This window comes from Streptomyces sp. NBC_00104 (assembly GCF_045160825.1).
Lineage (GTDB): Bacteria > Actinomycetota > Actinomycetes > Streptomycetales > Streptomycetaceae > Streptomyces.
This window is the reverse complement of the sequence record NZ_CP108215.1, coordinates 973211-993572: the sequence shown is the minus strand read 5'-3', so window position 1 is coordinate 993572 and position 20362 is coordinate 973211. Positions and strand designations below refer to the sequence as shown.

Below are 20362 nucleotides of genomic sequence, written 5' to 3'. Positions count from 1 at the left end.
GTCAGTATTTTCAGCGACGGGCAGCGGCGCCATGTCGAATCACTCTCCTTCTGTGTCCGTCAATTCCTCGGCCAAGGGACAATCCGATGTCGGTGTCGGCGAGTTGCTTCAGTCGGCCGCCCGGAACGACCGCAGGCGCAGGGAGTTGCCGACGACGAACACCGAGGAGAAGGCCATGGCCGCCCCGGCGATCATCGGGTTGAGGAGGCCGGCCGCCGCGAGCGGCAGGGCGGCCACGTTGTAGGCGAAGGCCCAGAACAGGTTGGACCGGATGGTGCCGAGGGTCCGCCGGGCGAGGCGGATGGCGTCGGCCGCCGCGCGCAGGTCGCCTCGTACGAGAGTCAGGTCGCCGGCTTCGATCGCCGCGTCCGTGCCCGTGCCCATGGCCAGCCCCAGGTCGGCCTGCGCGAGCGCGGCCGCGTCATTGACGCCGTCACCGACCATCGCGACCGAACGGCCTTCGTCCTGCAGCCGTTTGACGACGTCGACCTTGTCCTGCGGCAGCACCTCCGCGATCACGTCCTCGGGCGCGATACCGACCTCGCGGGCGACGGACTCGGCCACGGCGCGGTTGTCTCCGGTCAGCAGGATCGGGGTGAGGCCGAGCGCGCGCAGCCGGGTGATCGCCTCCGCGCTGGTCTCCTTCACCGCATCGGCGACTTCGAGCAGCGCGCGCGCCTCGCCGTCCCAGGCCACCGCGATGGCCGTACGGCCGGACGCCTCTGCCTCGTCCTTGGCACGCCGGAGGTCCGCCGGCAGTTCCATCGCCCAGTCGGCGAGGAGTCGTTCGCGGCCGACGAGGACCGCGTGACCGTCGACGATCCCCTGCACACCGAGGCCGGGTACGTTCGCGAAGTCCTCCGGCGCGGGCAGCGAGCCGAGCCGCGCCGACGCGCCCTCGGCGACGGCACGGGCGACCGGATGCTCGGAGGCGTGCTCCAACGCGCCCGCCAGTCGCAGGACTTCGGCCTCGTCGGTGCCGTCGGCGGGGCGCACGGCCAGCAGGGTCATGCGCCCGGTGGTGACGGTGCCGGTCTTGTCGAGGACTACGGTGTCGACCCTGCGGGTGGACTCCAGCACCTCCGGGCCCTTGATCAGGATGCCCAGCTGGGCGCCGCGCCCGGTGCCGACCAGCAGCGCGGTCGGCGTGGCCAGCCCCAGGGCGCAGGGGCAGGCGATGATCAGTACGGCGACGGCGGCGGTGAACGCGGCCGTGAGCCCGGCGCCGTTGCCGAGCCAGAAGCCGAGGGTGCCCAGGGCGAGGGCGATCACGATCGGCACGAAGACGGCGGAGATCCGGTCCGCGAGCCGTTGCGCCGCGGCCTTGCCGTTCTGCGCGTCCTCCACCAGCTTCGCCATCCGGGCCAGTTGGGTGTCGGCGCCGACCCTCGTGGCCTCGACGACGAGACGTCCGCCCGCGTTGACGGTGGCGCCGGTGACCGGGTCGCCGGCCACGACCTCCACGGGCACAGACTCGCCGGTGAGCATGGACGCGTCCACGGCGGACGAGCCCTCCACGACCGTCCCGTCGGTGGCGATCTTCTCACCGGGACGCACCAGGAAGCGGTCGCCGGCCTTCAACTCGGCCACGGGGACGGTCCGTTCACCGCCGTCCCGAGTGAGCACGGTGACGTCCTTCGCCCCCAGTTCCAGCAGTGCCCGTAGCGCCGCGCCCGCCTTCCGCTTGGAGCGGGCCTCGAAGTAGCGCCCGGCGAGGATGAAGGCGGTCACCCCGGCCGCGGCCTCCAGATAGATACTTCCGGCGCCGTCACCGCGGACGATGGTCAGCTCGAAGGGGTGCGTCATGCCCGGTGTGCCCGCCGTTCCGAAGAACAGGGCCCACAGCGACCAGCCGAACGCGGCCAGGGTGCCGATGGAGATCAGGGTGTCCATGGTGGCGGCGCCGTGCCGGGCGTTCGTCCAGGCGGCGCGGTGGAAGGGCCACCCGGCGTACGTGACCACGGGCGCCGCCAGTGTCAGGGACAGCCACTGCCAGTACGTGAACTGCAGTGCCGGGATCATGGCCATCGCGACGACGGGGACGGCCAGCGCCACCGCGGTGATCAGCCGCTGCCGGAGCGGCAGCAGCGCGTCGTCCGCCGCCTCGCCGGTGCTCCCGGGCTCGGCCGGTGCGGGCGGCGCGGGCTCGTGTGCCGTGTAGCCGGTCGCCTCGACGGTGGCGATCAGATCCCGCACCGCGACGTCGTCGGCATAGCTGACCTTCGCCTTCTCGGTGGCGTAGTTGACCGTGGCCGTGACGCCGTCCATGCGGTTCAGCTTCTTCTCGATGCGAGCCGCGCAGGAGGCACAGGTCATACCGCCGATGGTGAGCTCCACCTCGGCGGCGGGCCCGGTCCTGGTGATGGTCATGGCTGCTCCTCGTAGATCGTGGGCGGCGATCGAGCCTGATACGGGGCGGGGGTATCCTCGTCGCACTGCCTGTATACCCCCGGAGGGTATCAGTGGCAAGTCATCCGCAGCGCTTGACTGTATACCCCATAGGGGTATCGTGAGCTGTGCTGGAGACCCGGACCTCGAAGGAGACGGCCATGAACACCGGACTGAGGATCACCGCGTTCGCCGCAGCGCTGGCCGCGACGTTCGGCACCGCCTACGGCGTGGGCAAGGGCATCGAACCCGTCGTCTCGGACACCGCGGACACCGCGGACACCGCAGAGAGCGCGCCCGCGCACCACGACGGTCACAACGAGGAGTCACCGGATACGGATCGCGGAGAGGGCGAGGGCGGGCACGCGTCGGCCCCGGCCGGCGGGCTGCAGATCTCCGAAGGCGGTTACACGCTCGATCTGCGGACCCCGGATGTCACCGCGGGGCAGCGGACCGACCTGCGGTTCGTCATCCGGGACGAGGACGGCCGCGCCGTCACCGGGTACCAGCGCGAGCACGACAAGGAACTCCACCTCATCGTCGCCTCACGCGACCTGGGCACCTACCGCCACCTGCATCCCTCCCGCGCCGCCGACGGCACCTGGAGCACCCCCGTGGACCTCCCCGGGGCGGGCGGCTACCGCGTCTTCGCCGACTTCACCCCGGCCGGTGAGGACGCCGAGAACCTCACGCTCGGCGCCGACCTCGCGGCCTCGGGCACGTACAAACCGGGGAAACTGCCGGCGCCGAGCGGCACCGCCGAGGTCAACGGCTACGAGGTCGAGCTGGACGGCGGACTGCGCCCGGGCGCCGCGAGCGAACTCAGGCTCAAGGTCTCCCGCGACGGCAGGCCCGTCACCGACCTCCAGCCCTACCTGGGCGCGTACGGCCACCTGGTCGCCCTGCGCTCCGGCGACCTCGCCTACCTGCACGTCCACCCGAACGGCGAACCCGGCGACGGCAAGACCGACCCCGGCCCGGACATCTCCTTCACGGCCACCGCCCCCAGCGACGGCGCCTACCGCCTGTTCCTCGACTTCAAGCACGAAGGCAAGGTCCACACGGCGGCGTTCACGGTCCGGGCCGGAGAAGCGGCGCCAACGGAAGTACCGGCGGCGCCTTCGGCCGATCACACGCACTGACGGCGGTACCGCGCCCCATAAGGTGCCCGGGGAACCGCGCGACAAGCCCCCACCGGCCCGCGGACGTATCACCGCGCCCCCAGCGGAGCGCCTACGCGTCGGCCCTCACCACCGGCGGCCGACGCTCGCCGACCCGCGTCGCCCGTTCGAAGGCGTGCCCGGCCTTCAGGACCGACCAGTCCCGGCGGTGCGGGCCGACGATCTGCAGCCCGACCGGCAGGCCCTCCGGGGTGAACCCGGCCGGGACGGACAGGGCGGGGCAGCCCGTGACGGAGATCAGGTACGCCGAGCGCATCCAGTCGAGATAGGTCTCCATCGGGGTGCCGTCGACGACCGTCGGGTACGCCAGCTCGATGTCGAAGGGGGCGACCTGGCTGACCGGCAGCAACAGCAGGTCGTACCGTTCGAAGAACTCGCGGACCCGGTGGAAGAGGGCGCCATGCAGGGCCTGAGCCCGCCCCAGGTCGGGTCCGCCGAGCCTGCGGCCCTCCTCGATGTTCCAGATCACGTCCGGGGCCAGCCGTTCGCGGTGCTCGTCCAGCAGCGCCCCGTAGGAGAGCTCGACCTGCCAGGCGCGCTGGGCGAGGAAGACCTCGTCCGCGCCCGTGAGGTCCGGGCAGGCCTCCTCGACGTCGCAGCCCAGCGCGGAGAACGCCTCCACCGCCGGGCGCAGCGCGTCCCGTACCTCCGGGTCGACGGGCACCTGCCCGCCGAGATCGGGTGACCAGGCGACCCGCAACCCCCGTAGATGACCGTCGAGTTGCCAGGCGAACGTGGAGCCGGGTGTCTGCAGCGAGCGCGGGTCGCGGGGGTCCGGACCGGCCAGCACGGACAGGGTCAGGGCGACGTCCGCCACGGTCCGGGCCATCGGCCCCTTCACCGACAACTGGCCCCAGGGCGCCTTGTCGGGCCAGGACGGCACACGGCCGGGTGACGGGCGCAGCCCGACGACGTTGTTGAAGGAGGCGGGATTGCGCAGCGAGCCACCGGTGTCGCTGCCGTCGGCGATGGGCTGCATCCCGCAGGCGAGGGCCGCTCCCGCCCCACCGCTGCTGCCGCCCGCGCTGCGGGAGAGGTCGTACGGGTTGCGGGTGGCCCCGAAGACGGGGTTGACGGTGTGCGAACCCAGGCCCAGTTCGGGGACGTTGGTCTTGCCGAGGGTGATGGCCCCCGCCTTCCGCAGCCGCTCGACGACCAGATGGTCACGGCCGGGCACCCGGTCGGCGAAGATCGGCGAACCGGACGTCGTCCGGATGCCCGCCGTGTCGTGCAGGTCCTTGTGCGCGACGGGCAGCCCGTGCAGCGGACCGACCGGCTCCCCGGCCGCCATCCGGTCGTCCGCCTCGGACGCCTGCTCCAGCGCCTGGTCGGCCACCAGCGTCACGATCGCGTTCACCGCCGGATTGACCCGCTCGATCCGTTCCAGATGGGCGGTCACCACCTCCCGCGCGGAGATCTCACGGCGCGCCAGCGCGACGGAGAGTTCGTAAGCGGTCCGGAAGCACAGGTCGTCCGTCGGGTCCGCGTCGCCCGTCGGGTTCACGGGGTACTGCGCGGGGTGGTCGACGAGGTGGTTCACGAGGTGGTTCACGCCCCTCCCAGGGAGTCCTTGAGCTGGACGACCGCGAGCACTCCGAAGAGCACGAAGGAGCCGCCCAGCAGTACGTTCGAGGTGATGCGGTTGCGCAGCGCGGGCTCCACGTTCCGGCGGTTGAGCAGCACCAGCAGCGCGCTGGCGAGCAACGGCAGGATCAGCGAGCCGACGGCGGCGTAGGTGAGCACCAGGGACACCGGCCGGCCCAGGAAGGTGACGACGACCGAGGTGACGGCGCAGTAGAGGACGAACAGGCGGAACGGGCCGCCGTTCTGCGCGATGTGGGGCTCCGCCTCGGCGTCCGGAATGCCGCGCAGCGTCCGCAGCGAGTCGGCGAGCATGTAGCACAGGCCGTTGAAGCCGCCGACGAGCGCGCTCAGCGTCACCAGGAAGAACGTCCCCAGGAACAGCACCCGCGCCACCGACCCCAGATCGGCGCCGAGCGGATCGGCGAGCGCGGCCAGCCCGTCGCTGCCGGTGATGCTCCCGCCCGTGCCGTACAGCAGTCCCGTGCCCACCACCGTCGTGCACAGCACGAAGAGCAGGGTGACGCCGTAACTCACCGCCGAGTCCGCCCGCACGATCCGCAGCCGGCTCCGGTCCGCCCAGCCCTTCTCCCGCACCCAGTAGCTGTATGAGGCGATCCCGGCGGTCCCGCCCACGCCGCCGACCAGGGCCAGTACCGTCACCACGTCACCCTCCGGCAGCCTGGGGCGCAGCGTGCCGAGCAGGCCGGGCAGATCGTCGGCGGTGGCGAGCGTGGCCACCGCCAGGACGGCCATGCCGAGGAACTTGGCGAGCAGGAAGACGCTCATCACCCGCTCGAACACCGCGTACCGCCCGACGTACACGATCGCGGCGGCCGTCAGTGCGATCACCACGGCGACGGGCCTGACCGGCAGCACGGGGAACAGCGTGGACAGTGCCAGTGACGCCACCGAGCTGAGGGCCGCCCCGTAGAGCAGCCCGATGACCAGGACGAAGAGCAAGAACGCCGCCGGGAGCCAGCGGGCGGCCGACTTCAGGCTCGCGATCACGGTCTGCCCGGTGGCCAGATACAGGCGGCCCACCGCCTCGGTGAGCGTGTACTTGAGGACGACACCGATGACGATCGCCCACATCAACGCCATCCCGTACCCGGCGGCGCCCGCGAGCGACGTCACCATGTCGCCCGCGCCCACACTCGCGGCGGCCAGCACCAGACCGGGACCCAGGAGAGCCAGGCGGCCGCGCCGGGTGTCGGCGGGCCGCAGGGGCGCGGGCGCGGTGGGGTCGCTGGCCGGGGAACGTGGGGGACTGCCGGGAGTCGCGGTCACGTCAACCATCTCCGTATATCGGGGAGTTACGGGAGTCATGGGTTCGTGCGGCGTGTGCGGGTCGAGAGGGGGACGGTGGGCGCGCCCGCACGGCGGGGAGACCGTGCGGGACCATGCGATTCCACTTCACGGCAGGCTGGGCCACGGCGACGGAAGGGAACAAGAACCCCTGCGGAGTTGACGGAATCCGCCATACTCTGGGGCCGATGGACGCATCGCAGACCGGCCCCGTGACGGATTCGCTGGACCGGCGCATCATCAGCGCGCTGCAGATCGACGGCCGGGCCGCCTGGCACCGCATCGCGGCGGCCCTCGGCGAGCCCGAACGCACCGTCGTCCGCCGGGGCACCCGGCTGCTGGAGACCGGTCTGGTGCGGATCGGGGCCATGGCGATGCGTGGCCGCAGCGTGGTGGTCGGCGTCCGCTGCGCGCCCGGCCGGGCCCGGGTCACCGCCACCGCGCTGGCCCGCCGCCCCGACTGCGTCTTCGCCCACGTTCTCACCGGCACCCCGGACTGCCTCGCGGAACTGCGCTGGCCCCGCGAACGGCTGGCGGGCCTGGTACTGGACGAACTCGCCGGCCTGCCGGGCGTGTTGGAGACCCGCACCCTCCCGGTGCTGCGCCATGTCCGCACGATCCGCGAGTGGCACGCGGGCCTCCTCACCGAGGCCGAGATCGCCGCGCTGAAGGGCTCGGCCCCTTCCGGCGCCACGTCGCCGCCGGTCACCGATCCCCTGCCCGCCGGTGAGACATCACCCGAACTCTCCCGCGCCGACCGGCTGTTGCTGCACGCCCTGGCCGAGGACGGGCGCCGCACCTACGACGAACTCGCGCGCGTGTCGGGCGTGTCGGAGGCCACCGCGAGACGCCGCCTCGGGGCGCTGCGGCGCGAGGGCAAGGTCCGCATCCGCGCCGTGATCGAACCCGCCGTGCTCGGACTGCCGGTCGAGGCCGTCCTCTGGGCCCGGACACCCCCGGCCGAGGTCGGCTCGGTGACGGCGGCCCTCGCCGAGTCCGCCCACGTCCGCTACGCCAGCTTCGTCACCGGCGAACGCCAACTCCTCATCCTCACCGCGTTCCCCGACGAAAGCGCCCTCCACGACTTCGTCACCCGCTCCCCGTGGCTCCACGAGGTGGCGTCGATCGACGTCTCCCTCGTCCTCACCACCCTGAAGCGGGGCGGAATGCTGGCCCCTTGGCTGCAGGACTGACCCGCCCTCTCCCGGCGCATCGGGCCCCAGACGGCGACGGACCCGTACCTCGGCCTCCTCGAAGCCCCGTACCGTCTCCGGCGCCTCCGCCTCCGCCTCCGCCTCCGCCTCCGCCTCCGCCTCCGCCTCCGCCTCCGCCTCCGCCTCCGCCTCCGCCTCCACCGCGCCCGCGACCAGGGTGTCCACCGACCCGGTCGCACAGATCCAGGCGAAGGGCCGCCGCGCCGGCTCGCCGGAGTCGGCCGCGACCACGTCCGAGTTCGTACGACTGGTCGCGGGCCACCCCGCCCGTCACCACGATCCTGAACCGGTGCCGCACGGCCGACTCGCTCGCGATGCCGAGTGCGTTCGTCACGAGGGACAGGGCGGGCGCGCCGACTTGCTTGAAGATGCTTGAAATGTTGCTATAACTTGCACAATCAAGCATGAGTTCCGGTGTCTCCGGGAGGGTGACCGCATGACCCACGTCGAGGACGAGCTGAACACCCAGCCCGAGTGCTGGACCCGCGTCGCCGCCGAAGCGGTGGAGCACACCGGGATCCTGCCGGTGCCGGGGGAGCGGGTGGCCCTCGTCGGCTGCGGGACGTCGTACTTCATGGCGCAGGCCGCCGCCGTGCTGCGCGAGCGTTCCGGCCAGGGGGAGACGGACGCCTTCGCGGCCTCGGAGTTCCCGCACGGGCGGGCCTACGACCGCGTCGTCGCCCTCACCCGCTCCGGCACCACCACCGAGGTGCTGGAACTGCTGGACGCGCTCCGCGGCCGTACGCGTACGACGGCGATCACCGCCGACCCGCAGACCCCCGTGATGACGGCCGCGGACGACGTCGTCGTGCTGGACTTCGCCGACGAGAAGTCCGTCGTCCAGACCCGCTTCGCCACCACCGCCCTCACCCTTCTCCGCGCCCACCTCGGCCTGCACACCGAGGCCGCCGTCGCCGACGCGCGCACCGCCCTGGAGTCACCGCTGCCCGAAGGGCTCGCCGACAGCGGCCAGTTCACCTTCCTCGGCCGGGGCTGGACCGTGGGCCTCGCGAACGAGGCCGCGCTGAAGATGCGCGAGGCCGCGCTGGCGTGGAGCGAGGCGTACCCGGCGATGGAATACCGGCACGGCCCGATCAGCGTCACCACCCGGTCCACGGCGACCTGGATGCTCGGCGAGGCGCCCGAGGGGCTGGCCGAGCAGGTGCGGGAGACCGGCGGGACGTGGGTGGCCGGCACACTCGATCCGCTCGCCGAACTGGTCCGCGCCCAGCGGCTCGCCGTCGCCGTGGCCACCGCCCGAGGCCTCGATCCCGACCGGCCGCGCCACCTCACCCGTTCGGTGATCCTCGATACGAACGACCGCTGAGACAGGAGAAGTTGTGCCCCTCACGACGACCGGTGACCTGATCACCGCGGCCGCCGCCGCGCACTCCGCGGTGGCCGCGTTCAACGTCATCACCCTGGAGCACATCGAGGCGGTCGTCGCCGGCGCCGAGACCGTCGCCGCGCCGGTCGTCCTCCAGGTCAGCGAGAACGCCGTCACATTCCACGCCGGGGGCCTGCTCCCACTGGCCCGCGCCGCGTCCGCCGCCGCCGAGCGGGCGGCCGTGCCCGTCGCACTCCACCTCGACCACATCCGGAGCGACGACCTGCTGCGCCGGGCGGCCGACGCCGGGTTCAGCTCCGTGATGTACGACGCCTCCCGCCTGCCCTACCTGGACAACCTCGCCGCGACCCACGCCGCCGTCCAGTGGGCCCACGGCCAAGGCCTGTGGATCGAGGCCGAGTTGGGGCAGGTGGGAGGCAAGAACGGCGCACCGCCGCTCGACGCGCACACGCCCGGCGCCCGTACCGACCCCGACGAGGCGCGGGCCTTCGTGGCCGACTCCGGTGTGGACGCGCTCGCCGTGGCCGTCGGCAGCTCGCACGCGATGACCACCCGGACCGCCGCCCTCGACCACGCCCTCCTGAAACGGCTGGCCGCCGCCGTGGACGTCCCCCTCGTCCTGCACGGCTCCTCCGGCGTCCCGGACGACGAACTGCGGGCGGCCGTCACGGGCGGCATCGCCAAGGTCAACATCGGCACCGCGCTCAACATCGCCCTGACCGGCGCGGTCCGGGACTTCCTCACCGCCCGCCCCGAGGTGGTGGACCCGCGCACGTACCTCGCGGCCGGCCGGGCGGCGATGGCGGAGACGGTGGCCCGGCTCATCGGCGTGCTGCGGACGGGAGAGGCCGGTCCGCCCGGGTAGGAGGCCCGTACGGGTCCGTCCCGTGTGGGAATGCGACCGTCTCGCGAAGCGCGGCACCCGGAACCCGAGTGTGACGCCCGTCACTGATATTTTTCCGGTCATGCGGGAGACGGAGATCCACCTCGGTGAGCCGCCGGTCGTCGCCCTCATCGGTGTCGGCGTGCACGGCGTCGCGGGACGCACGGACGTGTTCCGGCTGCCGGAGCTGTGGCAGCTGCACCTCTACCAGTACGAGGCCGAACTGACCGTCGACGGCACGGTCCACACCATCCGCCCCGGCCGGGTCAGCCTCGTACCGCCCGGCACCACCGTCCGCTACCGCTACCGGGGCCGCTCCGAACATCTCTTCGCGCATCTGCGCATCGCCCCGGCCGGGCCGCCCCGCACGGTTCCGGTCGTGCAGGACGCCGGTCCCGAACTCCCTACGCTCACCGACCTGTTGCTTCAGGCGGTGGCAGCCGCCCCGAGCGAGCCCGACCGCACCCGGGCCGAGATCTGGACCACCCTGTGGCGCGTCGCCCATCTGACCCCGCCCGCCGCGGCCGGCCCCGGTCCGCACCCGGCGGTCACCACCGCCATCGCCCACATCGAGGCCCACCTGGCCGCCCCGCTCACCATCCCGGAGGTGGCCCGCGTGGCCGGCGTCTCCCACAACCATCTGACCCGGCTGTTCCGCGCGGAGACGGGCGGCACGGTCGTCGCCTACATTCGCCGCCGCAGACTCGAACGCGCCCACCATCTGCTGCGCGCCACGACCCTCTCCATTCCCGCCGTGGCCGCCTCCGTCGGCATCCCCGACCTCCAGGCCTTCAACAAGGCCTGCCGCCGGGAACTGGGCGCCTCACCGCGCGCCCTGCGCGGGGCCACCTTCTCGGCGGGGGGCCGCTAGTGTTCTGAGTCGGGAATTCTGTTCAGATGTATAGGCTTGCTCCATGGCACGGACGGGGCGGCCGAAGGCCGAGTTGACACTGTCGGACGAAGAACGGGCCGCACTCGAGGAGTGGGTGCGGCGACGTTCCACGCCGCAGGCATGGGCGTTGCGGTGTCGGATCATCCTGGCCTGCGCCGAGGGCGCCTCGAACAAGGACGTGGCTGCTCAGCTCGGTTCCACACCCCATGCGGTGGGCCGCTGGCGGGCCCGGTTCGTGCAGTACCGGATCGCCGGTCTGGGTGACATGCCGCGTCCGGGCGGCCCAAGGACCGTGACGGACGAGCAGGTTGCCGCGGTAGTCACCAAGACGCTGGAATCCACTCCGAAGAACGCAACGCACTGGTCGACGCGGTCGATGGCGAAGGAGACGGGCCTCTCGCAGTCGTCGGTTTCACGGATCTGGCGGGCCTTCGGCCTGCAGCCGCACCGGTCGGAGACCTTCAAACTGTCGACCGATCCGTACTTCGTCGACAAGGTCCACGATGTCGTCGGCCTTTACCTGGACCCGCCCGAGCGGGCCCTGGTGTTCTGCGTCGACGAGAAGTCGCAGATCCAGGCCCTGGACCGATCCCAGCCCGTGCTGCCAATGATGCCCGGGGTTCCCGAGCGGGTGACCCACGACCACGTCCGCGCCGGCACCACCACCCTGTTCGCCGCCCTCGAGGTCGCCACCGGCAAAGTGATCGGCTCCCTGCACCGCAGACATCGGGCTGAGGAGTTCAAGAAGTTCCTCACCAAGCTCGACAAAGAGGTGCCCGCCGACCTGGATGTCCACCTCATCTGCGACAACTACGCCACCCACAAGACCCCCGCCATCAAGAAGTGGCTGCCGGCCCACCCCCGCTTCCACCTGCACTTCACACCGACCGGCTCGTCCTGGCTGAACCTCGTCGAGCGATGGTTCGCCGAACTGACCAACAAGCAGATACGGCGCGGCGTTCACAGGTCCGTCCAAGCCCTGGAGAAGGACATCCGCAACTGGATCGCCGCCTGGAACACCGACCCGAAGCCCTACGTCTGGACGAAGACCGCAGACGAGATCCTCGAACGCCTCGCCAGTTATCTGAACAGAATTCCCGACTCGGAACACTAGGGCGTGTTTCGGAAGTCCCTTCGTCGAAGGGACTTCCGAAACACGCCCTAACTCCGCCTGACCGCCTTCAGCACCACGAACTTGGCATCGCTCGCGACGAGTTCACTGTTGCCGAAGATCCGTCGCAGCGTCACGTGATAGGCCAGATGACGGTTGCCGACCACCCAGAGCTCGCCGCCCGGCCGCAGCGCCCGTCGTGCCCCGGTGAACATCCGGCGGGCCGTGGCGTCGGTCGTCGCCTGGTGGGAGTGGAACGGCGGGTTGTTGAGGACGAGATCGACCCCCGCCGGCGCGAACCCCTCCAGCCCGTCGCCGACCCGGAACTCCGCCCTGCCGTCGGCGTCCGGCCGGTTCGCCCGGTACGTCGCCTCCGCCGAGGCCACCGCCTGGTACGACTCGTCGACGAACACCACCTCGGCATCCGGATCGGCCAGCGCGACCGCCGTGCCGACCACGCCGTTGCCGCACCCCAGGTCGACGACCCGCCCGCCGCCCGGATCCTTCGGCAGATGGCGCAGGAAGAACCGGGTGCCGATGTCGAGTCGGTCGGCGCAGAACACGCCCGCGTGGTTGACGACGGGACGACCGGCCAACAGGCCGGTGTCGTCCGGCAGTTGGTAGGTGTGCGGCCACGGATCGTTGCCCCGCGCGTCAAGGGTCCTCGCGTCCGGCGTGCAGAAGATGAGTCGTGCCTTCTGCCGGGCGAGCGAGGTGCGGGTCGGGCCGAGGACGCGCTCGAAGAGCCTGAGCGTGGAGGTGTGGATCTCCTTGACCATCCCGGTGCCGATCACGACCGTGCCCTCGTGCACGGCGGGCGCGAGCCGGTGCAGCTGGTCCTCCAGGAGCGCGAGACTCTTGGGGACCCGGACGAGGAGCACGTCGACGCGGTCCGGGGGCGTGTCCCGGGTGGTGAGCAGCCGTACGGTGTCCGCCTCGACGCCGGCCCGCTCCAGGTTCGCCCGCGTCGCCTCCCGGCTCAGGAACGAGTCGGTGATCTGCGTCGGCCCGTACCCGGCCAGCGCGGTGGTCAGAGCGCCCCAGCGGTCGCCGACGACCACGACCGTGCCGTCCAGCGGCGTCCCGCTCTCCGCGAGGTGGCGCAGCAGATACGCGTCGGACGCGTCCCAGGCGCGCAGCTGCTCACGCGGGTCATCGGGAAAGCGGGTCAGGGAGTATTCGCCCCAGGGCGCGGTCATACGGTCGCTCATCGTGTGCCCAGGCTAACCGAGCCCGGCTCACGTCCTTTCTCCGAGCGGCGATGCGCGAACATGGAACCCATGCCCCCTTCGGACGCCGAGCTGTTCCCCCGCGACCGTACGGAGATCGCGCCGGGCGCGGTCCACGTGCCGGACTGGCTGGACGCGGAAGAGCAGCGGCGGCTTCTGGAAGCCTGCCGTGAGTGGGCCCGCCCGCCCGCCGGACTCCGTACGGTCCGCACCCCGGGCGGCGGCACGATGACCGCCCGACAGGTCTGTCTGGGCCGGCACTGGTACCCGTACGCCTACGCTCGCACGGCCGTCGACGGCGACGGGGCGCCCGTGAAGCCGTTTCCGGACTGGCTGGGGGAGCTGGGCGGGCGCGCGGTCGTGGACGCCCTGGGACCGGAGGCGGCGACGGCCGCGTACGACATCGCCCTGATCAACTTCTACGACGGCGACGCCCGCATGGGGATGCACCGTGACGGCGAGGAGCAGTCGGACGCGCCGGTGGTGTCGCTGAGCCTCGGTGACACCTGTGTCTTCCGCTTCGGCAACACGCGGACCCGGGCCCGGCCGTACACGGACGTGGAGCTGCGCAGCGGTGATCTCTTCGTGTTCGGCGGGGCGGCACGGCAGGCGTACCACGGGGTGCCCCGGGTGCATGCGGGGACGGCGCCGCCCGGGCTGGGGCTGACCGGACGGCTGAACGTCACCCTGCGGGTCGGCGGCTTCGACGACGGCTGACGCCCGCCGGGCGGGGTTCGGTGCCGTGCGGATCATGGGAGACTCGCCCTCATGGACGGGAAGGCGGCCCCCAAGGCGGCGGGCGAAGGGACACCGACGACGACACGCACTCGGCTGGACCGGGGGAGGGGCGCGCTGGGTCCGGCGCTGGAGCTCGTGCACACCGGGCGGGCACCGACCCGGGCCGTGCTCACCGCCGAGCTGGGTGTCACCCGGGCCACGGCCGGCGCCGTCGCCGCCGAGCTGGAGGCGCTGGGGTTGATCCGGGTCGACGCGCATCCGGGCGCCGCCGCCGGTTCGCAGGGTCGGCCCTCGCACCGCCTAGAAGTCGCCGAGGAGGGTCCCGTCGCGCTCGCCGCCCAGGTGCACGCCGACGGCTGGCGGGCCGCGCTGGTCGGGCTCGGCGGACGGATCGTCGCCACCGCGCCCGCCTGCGAGATCGTGGACGCCGACCCGGCGAAGGTGCTCGGCTCGGTGGTCGACGCGGGCGCCGCACTGCTGCGGGAGACCGGCCGACGGTGTGTGGGCGCGGGTCTGGCCGTGCCGTCCGCCGTCGCCGAACCGGCGGGGCTGGCGCTGAACCCGCTGCACCTGGCCTGGCCGGCCGGAGCGCCCGTCCGGGAGATCTTCGCCGAGCGGGTCCGCGCGGCCGGGATCGAGGGGCCCGCGTTCGCGGCCAACGACGTCAACCTCGCCGCGCTCGCCGAACACCGGCACGGCGCCGGGCGGGGCTCCCGCGATCTGCTGTGCGTGGCGACCGGGCACCGGGGCGTCGGCGGCGCTCTGGTCCTCGACGGCCGTCTGCACACGGGCAGTTCGGGTCTCGCCCTCGAAGTCGGCCACCTCACCGTCAACCCCGAGGGCCGCCCCTGTCACTGCGGCAGCCGCGGCTGCCTCGACGTCGAGGCGGACCCGCGGGCCTTCCTCACCGCCGTCGGCCGCGACCCGGGGCCCGAGGGCTCCCTGCTTCAGCAGGCCAACGAGCTGATCCGCACCCAGTACGGCGACCCCGGCGTCCGCACGGCCGCCGAGGCCATCATCGACCGCCTCGGCCTGGGGCTCGCGGGCCTGGTCAACATCCTCAATCCCGACCGCATCATCCTCGGCGGCATGCACCGCACCTTGCTCGACGCCGACCCCGACCGGCTGCGTGCCGTCGTCGCCGACCGCAGCCTGTGGGGCCGGCAGAGCGGGGTCGCCCCGATCCTGGCCTGCACGCTGGACCACAACAGTCTGGTGGGGGCGGCCGAGTTGGCGTGGCAGCCGGTGCTCGACGACCCGCTGGGCGCGCTGGCCTGACGGCCTTTCACCGGGCCCGGGAACCCCGGAGCATGATCATGCGGGACACCGCGAACGTCACCGGAATCGCCGCGCCCGACGCGAGCAGCGGGGCGAACCGGTTCCCGGCGTGCAGGACGTCCACGATCACATACACACCCACCGTCGTGATCAGGAAGTTCGTGGCGTTGGTCAGCGGGAACAACAGGAATTTCCGCCAGGTGGGGCTGGTGCGATAGGTGAATCGCGCGTTCAGGAAAAACGAACCCGTCATGCTCAGTGCGAACGCGAGAATATGCGCGCCCAGATAAGGAAGCCCATTGAGAAACAACAGGTAAAGGCCGTAGTAGGTCGCCGTGTTGACCACGCCGACCAGAGCGAAGGAGATGATCTGTCCCGATATGTGGCGCTCTGGCATCGGGCGGGCCTCGGGGAGTGTCTGCGTACGCGTCGCCGTCCCCATCAGCGAATGAGGTCCTTCGTCGTGCCGCACGCCGCGTGCCCCTCCGTCTGCTCCACCTGCTCCGCCTGCTCCACATTGGTCGCCTTCACCAGGAAGTGCGGGCGCCCCTTCACCTCGTAGTAGATCCGGCCGGTGTACTCCCCGATCACCCCGAGCATGATCATTTGTACGCCGGCGAGGGCGGTGACGGCCATGACGATGGTGACATAGCCGGGTGTCTCCACGCCCTTGACGAGCGCGACGCCCACGATCCACGCCGTGTAGAGCCCCGCGCAGACCAGCAGGCACAGGCCGAGGTGGAGGGCGGCCCGCAGCGGCCGGTTGTTGAACGAGAGGAGCCCGTCGAGCCCGTAGTCGAGCAGCGACCGGAAACTCCAGGAGCTGCGGCCGTGTTCGCGCACGGCGTTCTCGTACTCGAAGGTCGTGCCCGGGAAGCCGACCCAGGCGAAGAGGCCCTTGGAGAAGCGGTTGTACTCGGTGAGGTCCAGGACCGAGTCGACCACGCGGCGGGAGAGCAGCCGGAAGTCCCCCACGCCGTCGACGAGTTCCACGTCGACGAGACGGTTGACCAGCCGGTAGTACAGCCGGGCGGTGGCGGTGCGCAGGAGGCCGTCGCCGGTCCGGGTACGGCGGGCCATGACCTGGTCGTAGCCCTGTTCACGCAGGTCGACCATGCGGCGGATCAGTTCCGGCGGGTGCTGGAGGTCGGCGTCCATGACGATCACGGAGTCGCCCGAGGCGTGCCGCAACCCCGCGAGCAGCGCCGCCTCCTTGCCGAAGTTGCGGCTGAACGAGACGTACCGGACGCGTGCGTCCAGCTCCGCCAGCTGCTTCAGGACGGCGAGCGTACGGTCGCGGCTGCCGTCGTCGACGTACACGAACTCCATGTCGTGGCCGAGCGGCAGCAGTTCCTCCGCGGCCTTCTGGATCTCTTCGTGGAAGCGCGCGACGACGGCTTCCTCGTTGTAGCAGGGTGCGACGATCGAGATGAGCATGCTGGTCCCCCAGGGATGCGGTTCAAGGAGCGGTGGTCACGCGCTCGCGTGCGGTCGGGTCGTCGGGCGATGGCCGGGCGATGGCCGGGCGTACGCGGGTGAGCGCCACCCGGGCCCGACGGCGGCGGACCGCGCCCGTCGCCCCGAGCAGCAGCACGGCGGTCAGCGAGACGGCCCCGACCGCCGTGCCCAGGCGCAGTCCGGGCGGGTGGAACGTGCAGGTCACGCTGCTGGCGGAGCCGTACAGGGGGACGGCGATCAGCCCGTGGAAGTTCTTGGCGGGTACGGCGGGCGCGCTGTCGGCGGCACAGCGCCAGCCGGAGATCCGGGGCGCCGCGACGACGGCGACCCCCGTGCTGTGGGCCGGGAGTTCGGCCCTGATGGTGCCGTCGGACACGCTCACGCGGGTGGCGCCCGTGGCCTTCAGCTCCTCGACCGCGGTGCGCAGCCGCGTGGTGTCCAGGCAGCCGACGGCGCCCTCCGGGACGAGGCTCGTCCTGTTCGGCGACAGCTCGATCCGGAACCGCCCCAGGTCGCCGACCCTGCCCAGCCGCTGCATGGGAGCGATCTTGGTGACGGGCTGGTCGGACCGGAACCGCCCGGTCGGCTCCGCACCGGAGGCAGAACCGTCGGCGAGCCGCGCGGTCCCCGAAAGGTGCGGCGCCCACAGATACAGCTCGGACCCTGCCGGGCAACCGCCCGTGATCGTCGGTTTCCGCGCTGCGCTCGCATACGGCAGCGGGCCCACCCGCACACCCGGCCGCCCGTCGTCACCGGCCGACGGCGGCTTCCCGGCGGCGGTGCGCACCGTGAGCCGGGGCACCGTGTACACCCGCGCGCCCAGCAGCAGTTCCTGGTTGCGGTACGGCGACGGCCCGAAGGCGGAGAGGTCCGTAGGGCCGTCGGCGCGGTCGGCGTGCGGCCGCACCGTCACCAGCGGTGGCACGTCCTGCCGGGTCACGGTCACCCGGCTGCCGTCCTGCGGGAACCAGTTCTGGTGCGGGTCCGGCGGGGAGTGCACGCGGGCCCCGACGGAGAAGATCGCGTCCGTGACGGCGTTGTCCAGGCTCTGCACACTGCGCCCGCGCGAGGTCCAGCCGCCCCCGAGGGCGGTGAGCGTCCGGCTGAGCACGTCCGAGGTGAGGCTGCTGTAGTACTGGGCACCTTGCCCGCCCACCAGCAGCGGGTCGTTGCCGACGGTCTGCTCCCGACCCGGGTCGATCCGGTAGCGGGGCCAGCCGTCGGCCCCGGCGATCGCCGCCGCCTGGTCCCGCTGGCGCGCGCCCCAGGGCGCGTAGTCGTCCATGTGCCCGAGCCGCAGCCGGGTGTCCGCGGCGGAGGTCACGGCGGCCTCGCCGAACTGCGTGCACACGAGCAGCGCCACGGCGAGGACCGCGAGGGGCCGGCCGCCCTCGCGCCTGACCCCGAGCAGGACCAGACCGCCCAGCGCGCCGACGGCGGCGAGCACGGCGAGCGGGAGACTGAAGGCGCGCAGCGTCCGCTCCCCGCCGCTCGCGAAGGCGATCACCAGCGCGAGCAGCGCACCCGCCGCGCCCAGCGCACGCGGGCCGGGGACGCCGTACGACAGCGTGTGCCAGGCGGTGATCACCAGCAGCGCGCAGAGCACGAAGGCCTGACGGTACGAGCTGCCCTGCGGGGTGGCGAAGGCGTGCCAGAGCAGATGCGTCGGCCCCCACTGCATCGACAGGGCCACCCCCAACACCAGCAGCGTCCACCCGGCGCGCACCCGGGCCGGGGCCGCCCGGTGGAAGGGCAGGGCGAGCGCGAGCAGCAGCGCGGTGGTGCCCACGAACACGGCCGGCGTCCCGTAGCCGTACGTCCCCGGCAGCAGCCGGGCGAGCAGGTCCTCGGTGGGGACGGGCACGAACTGCCGCTTGCGGCCCGGAAAGGAGTGCCGGGTGCCGAAGTACACGACTGTCACCAGCGGCGCGGCCAGGCCCGTGCCGAGGACGGTGACCAGGGCGGCGCGGCCCACCGCCCGCAGCCGCTGCCGGCGCGAGAGGTCGCTGAGCCACAGCCGGAGCAGCAGCACCAGGCCGGCGGCGAGGGTCGCCATGTACGCGGTGTAGAAGTTGGCGGTCCAGGCGAGCGCCACGATCAGCACACAGAGGAACGGACGCCGCCCCCGCCGGGCCCATTCGCCGACCAGGCACAGCAGCGGCAGGCAGATCAGGCCGTCGAGCCACATGGGGTTGTGGACCGCGTCCGCCAGGGTCCAGCCGCACAGTGCGTACGACGAGCCGAGCAGGCCCGCCGCCCACCAGCGGCCCGGGCGCAGGGCGAGCAGCAGCCAGGCCGTCGCGGCGGCGGCCGACGCCACCTTCAGCAGAGTGACCACGTACACCGCGAGGTCGATCTCGTCCCTCGGGAACACCGCCACGAGCAGGGCGAACGGGCTGCTGACGTACGTGCCGAGGTCGGGCAGGAAGCTGGAGCCGAACCCGGACCGCCAGTTGACGAGCAGACCGCCGTCGCCCCTGCCGTGCAGCAGGTCCCACAGGTGCGCGTGGAACGGCACGTACTGGTTGCCCAGGTCGTTGACGCTCCGGGTGCGCGGCCCGAACGGATGGCTGCGGGCGACGAAATCGGCGGCGCAGAGCACGGCGACGGCGAACGCGGCGGAGAACAGAGCGGCTTTTCCCTGCGGCCGTTGAGCGACCCACTTCATTTTCTTTGGACCCCGCCATTCCCCGTGCATCGTCGATTCGCCGAATTAGAGGTCTGTCGCTCGACGATGGTTGTGCCGCCGGTGAGAAGTGAAAGCGGTAATTCCGAATTCGGAGGGGGGCGGGAAATGGGCAATTGCATTGGAGGGGACGGAAGTTGTCCCTAGGGTGATCGGAAGGTGAACTCCGCCGTGAGACTCCACAACGCCGCCACCTGTGGCCGCCGCAGATCCGCCCGCCGCACGCACAGTCCGATCGGGAACGGCTCCGGAGGCGTGTCGGCGGCGATGGCCGTGAGCCGGTCGCGTACGGCGCTGTGGTCGAGCACCAGCCGGGGGACCACACCGGTGCCGTAGCCCAGCGCGACGAGGGTCAACAGCGCTTCGTGGCCCTCCGGCTCGGCCGCCAGGGCGGGTGCGGTTCCGCGGGTGCGGAACCAGCGGTCGGCGGCGTCGCGGACCAGACCGCGGTGGGGGAGGACGAAGGGGCCGTCGAGTCCGGGGTCCGCACGGTGGCGCGCGGTGACGAACACCAGGTCCGTCGTCGCCACCGTCCGGCTCACCAGCGGCTCCGGCAGCCGTACCGGGATGCCCGCGACCGCCACGTCCACCTCGCCTTCGTCCAGCCTGGCCAGCGCGGCAGCGGCGTCACCGGTGCGCAGATCGAGGCGGACCTGCGGATGGGCCGCACGGAAGGGCGTCAGCAGATCCGGCAGCAGCGCCTGACATGCCGTCACCGTCGCGAACACGGCCAGCCGCCCGGTGAGTTCGGCGGGGTCCGGATGCTCCTCGCGGAACGCGCGCCACAACTCCAGTGCCCGCGCGGCGTACTCCCGGAAGCGATGCCCCTCGGCCGTCAGCGAGACGCCCCTCGGCCCCCGGTCGAAGAGCCGGTGCCCGAGGTCGGACTCCAGCCGCTGCACGGTACGGGTCAGGGTCGCCGGGCTGACATGGCAGTCCAGGCTGGTCCGGCCGAAGTTCAGCGTCCGGGCCAGATGAAGGAACAGCCGAAGCTCGCGATGATCGTCCCGCATACCCGCCCACCTGGATCTTTCACCTTCTGCAACACTCCGCTGCAAAGGTTGCGC

General features: G+C 72.1%; 16 protein-coding genes and 1 pseudogene. 8 read left to right on the top strand and 9 right to left on the bottom strand.

The window, feature by feature from the left end; all coding sequences use genetic code 11:
* Positions 1–108: 108 nt before the first annotated feature.
* Entirely contained in the window at positions 109–2370 is a 2262-nt protein-coding gene (locus OG272_RS04170; RefSeq protein WP_327731147.1) for a heavy metal translocating P-type ATPase, read from the bottom strand.
* A 179-nt stretch (positions 2371–2549) separates the two neighbouring features.
* Between OG272_RS04170 and OG272_RS04165 the strand changes: the two genes are divergently transcribed.
* On the top strand, positions 2550–3530 hold the full coding sequence (locus OG272_RS04165) for a hypothetical protein (RefSeq protein ID WP_327731148.1): 981 nt from the start codon (positions 2550–2552) through the stop codon (positions 3528–3530).
* Between the two features lie 91 nt (positions 3531–3621).
* Here OG272_RS04165 and OG272_RS04160 read toward each other — a convergent pair whose 3' ends face one another.
* The gene (locus OG272_RS04160) at positions 3622–5121 is read right to left on the bottom strand and encodes an amidase (RefSeq protein ID WP_327731149.1); all 1500 of its coding nucleotides are present in this window, start codon (positions 5119–5121) and stop codon (positions 3622–3624) included.
* Positions 5118–6449, bottom strand: coding sequence for an Nramp family divalent metal transporter (locus tag OG272_RS04155; protein WP_327731150.1), 1332 nt, complete (start codon positions 6447–6449; stop codon positions 5118–5120). The genes OG272_RS04160 and OG272_RS04155 overlap by 4 nt, the downstream gene beginning before the upstream one ends.
* 197 nt (positions 6450–6646) lie before the next feature.
* Here OG272_RS04155 and OG272_RS04150 point away from each other — a divergent pair, with 197 nt between their 5' ends.
* The gene (locus OG272_RS04150) at positions 6647–7651 is read left to right on the top strand and encodes an Lrp/AsnC family transcriptional regulator (RefSeq protein ID WP_327731151.1); all 1005 of its coding nucleotides are present in this window, start codon (positions 6647–6649) and stop codon (positions 7649–7651) included.
* 259 nt (positions 7652–7910) lie between these two features.
* Here the strand turns inward: OG272_RS04150 and OG272_RS04145 are convergent.
* Positions 7911–8027, bottom strand: a pseudogene (locus tag OG272_RS04145) (alkaline phosphatase); the annotation flags it as partial.
* A gap of 81 nt (positions 8028–8108) precedes the next feature.
* Here OG272_RS04145 and OG272_RS04140 point away from each other — a divergent pair.
* From OG272_RS04140 to OG272_RS04125, 4 genes are all read left to right on the top strand, one after another.
* Positions 8109–8999 carry an SIS domain-containing protein gene (locus OG272_RS04140; protein WP_327731152.1) on the top strand — a complete coding sequence of 297 codons (891 nt, stop codon included), beginning with the start codon at positions 8109–8111 and terminating at the stop codon, positions 8997–8999.
* 13 nt (positions 9000–9012) lie between these two features.
* Positions 9013–9885 (top strand): class II fructose-bisphosphate aldolase, encoded by an 873-nt coding sequence (locus OG272_RS04135; protein WP_327731153.1) that lies wholly within the window; start codon positions 9013–9015, stop codon positions 9883–9885.
* A 100-nt stretch (positions 9886–9985) separates the two neighbouring features.
* A complete protein-coding gene (locus tag OG272_RS04130) occupies positions 9986–10774 on the top strand; it encodes an AraC family transcriptional regulator (RefSeq protein WP_327731154.1) in 789 nt (262 codons plus the stop codon).
* Positions 10775–10817: 43 nt separating this feature from the next.
* Positions 10818–11909 (top strand): IS630 family transposase, encoded by a 1092-nt coding sequence (locus OG272_RS04125; protein WP_327727918.1) that lies wholly within the window; start codon positions 10818–10820, stop codon positions 11907–11909.
* A gap of 47 nt (positions 11910–11956) precedes the next feature.
* Here OG272_RS04125 and OG272_RS04120 read toward each other — a convergent pair whose 3' ends face one another.
* Positions 11957–13117: a methyltransferase gene (locus OG272_RS04120; RefSeq protein WP_327731155.1), complete on the bottom strand. Its 1161-nt coding sequence runs from the start codon at positions 13115–13117 to the stop codon at positions 11957–11959.
* 69 nt (positions 13118–13186) lie between these two features.
* Between OG272_RS04120 and OG272_RS04115 the strand changes: the two genes are divergently transcribed.
* Together OG272_RS04115 and OG272_RS04110 are read left to right on the top strand one after the other, a co-directional pair.
* Positions 13187–13852, top strand: a complete 666-nt coding sequence (locus OG272_RS04115; protein WP_327731156.1) for an alpha-ketoglutarate-dependent dioxygenase AlkB — start codon at positions 13187–13189, stop codon at positions 13850–13852.
* Positions 13853–13903: 51 nt separating this feature from the next.
* Complete coding sequence (locus tag OG272_RS04110; RefSeq protein WP_326584929.1) at positions 13904–15151, top strand: ROK family protein; 1248 nt, start codon at positions 13904–13906, stop codon at positions 15149–15151.
* A gap of 7 nt (positions 15152–15158) precedes the next feature.
* On the opposite strand, the gene OG272_RS04105 is transcribed toward OG272_RS04110, so the two are convergent.
* The 4 genes from OG272_RS04105 to ilvY form a co-directional block, all read right to left on the bottom strand.
* Positions 15159–15548 (bottom strand): GtrA family protein, encoded by a 390-nt coding sequence (locus tag OG272_RS04105; RefSeq protein WP_327732343.1) that lies wholly within the window; start codon positions 15546–15548, stop codon positions 15159–15161.
* Between the two features lie 44 nt (positions 15549–15592).
* Entirely contained in the window at positions 15593–16588 is a 996-nt protein-coding gene (locus tag OG272_RS04100) for a glycosyltransferase family 2 protein (protein ID WP_327731157.1), read from the bottom strand.
* A 22-nt stretch (positions 16589–16610) separates the two neighbouring features.
* A complete protein-coding gene (locus OG272_RS04095; RefSeq protein WP_328222350.1) occupies positions 16611–19277 on the bottom strand; it encodes a YfhO family protein in 2667 nt (888 codons plus the stop codon).
* 161 nt (positions 19278–19438) lie between these two features.
* Positions 19439–20308: an HTH-type transcriptional activator IlvY gene (gene ilvY, locus OG272_RS04090; RefSeq protein ID WP_328222348.1), complete on the bottom strand. Its 870-nt coding sequence runs from the start codon at positions 20306–20308 to the stop codon at positions 19439–19441.
* Between the last annotated feature and the right edge of the window lie 54 nt (positions 20309–20362).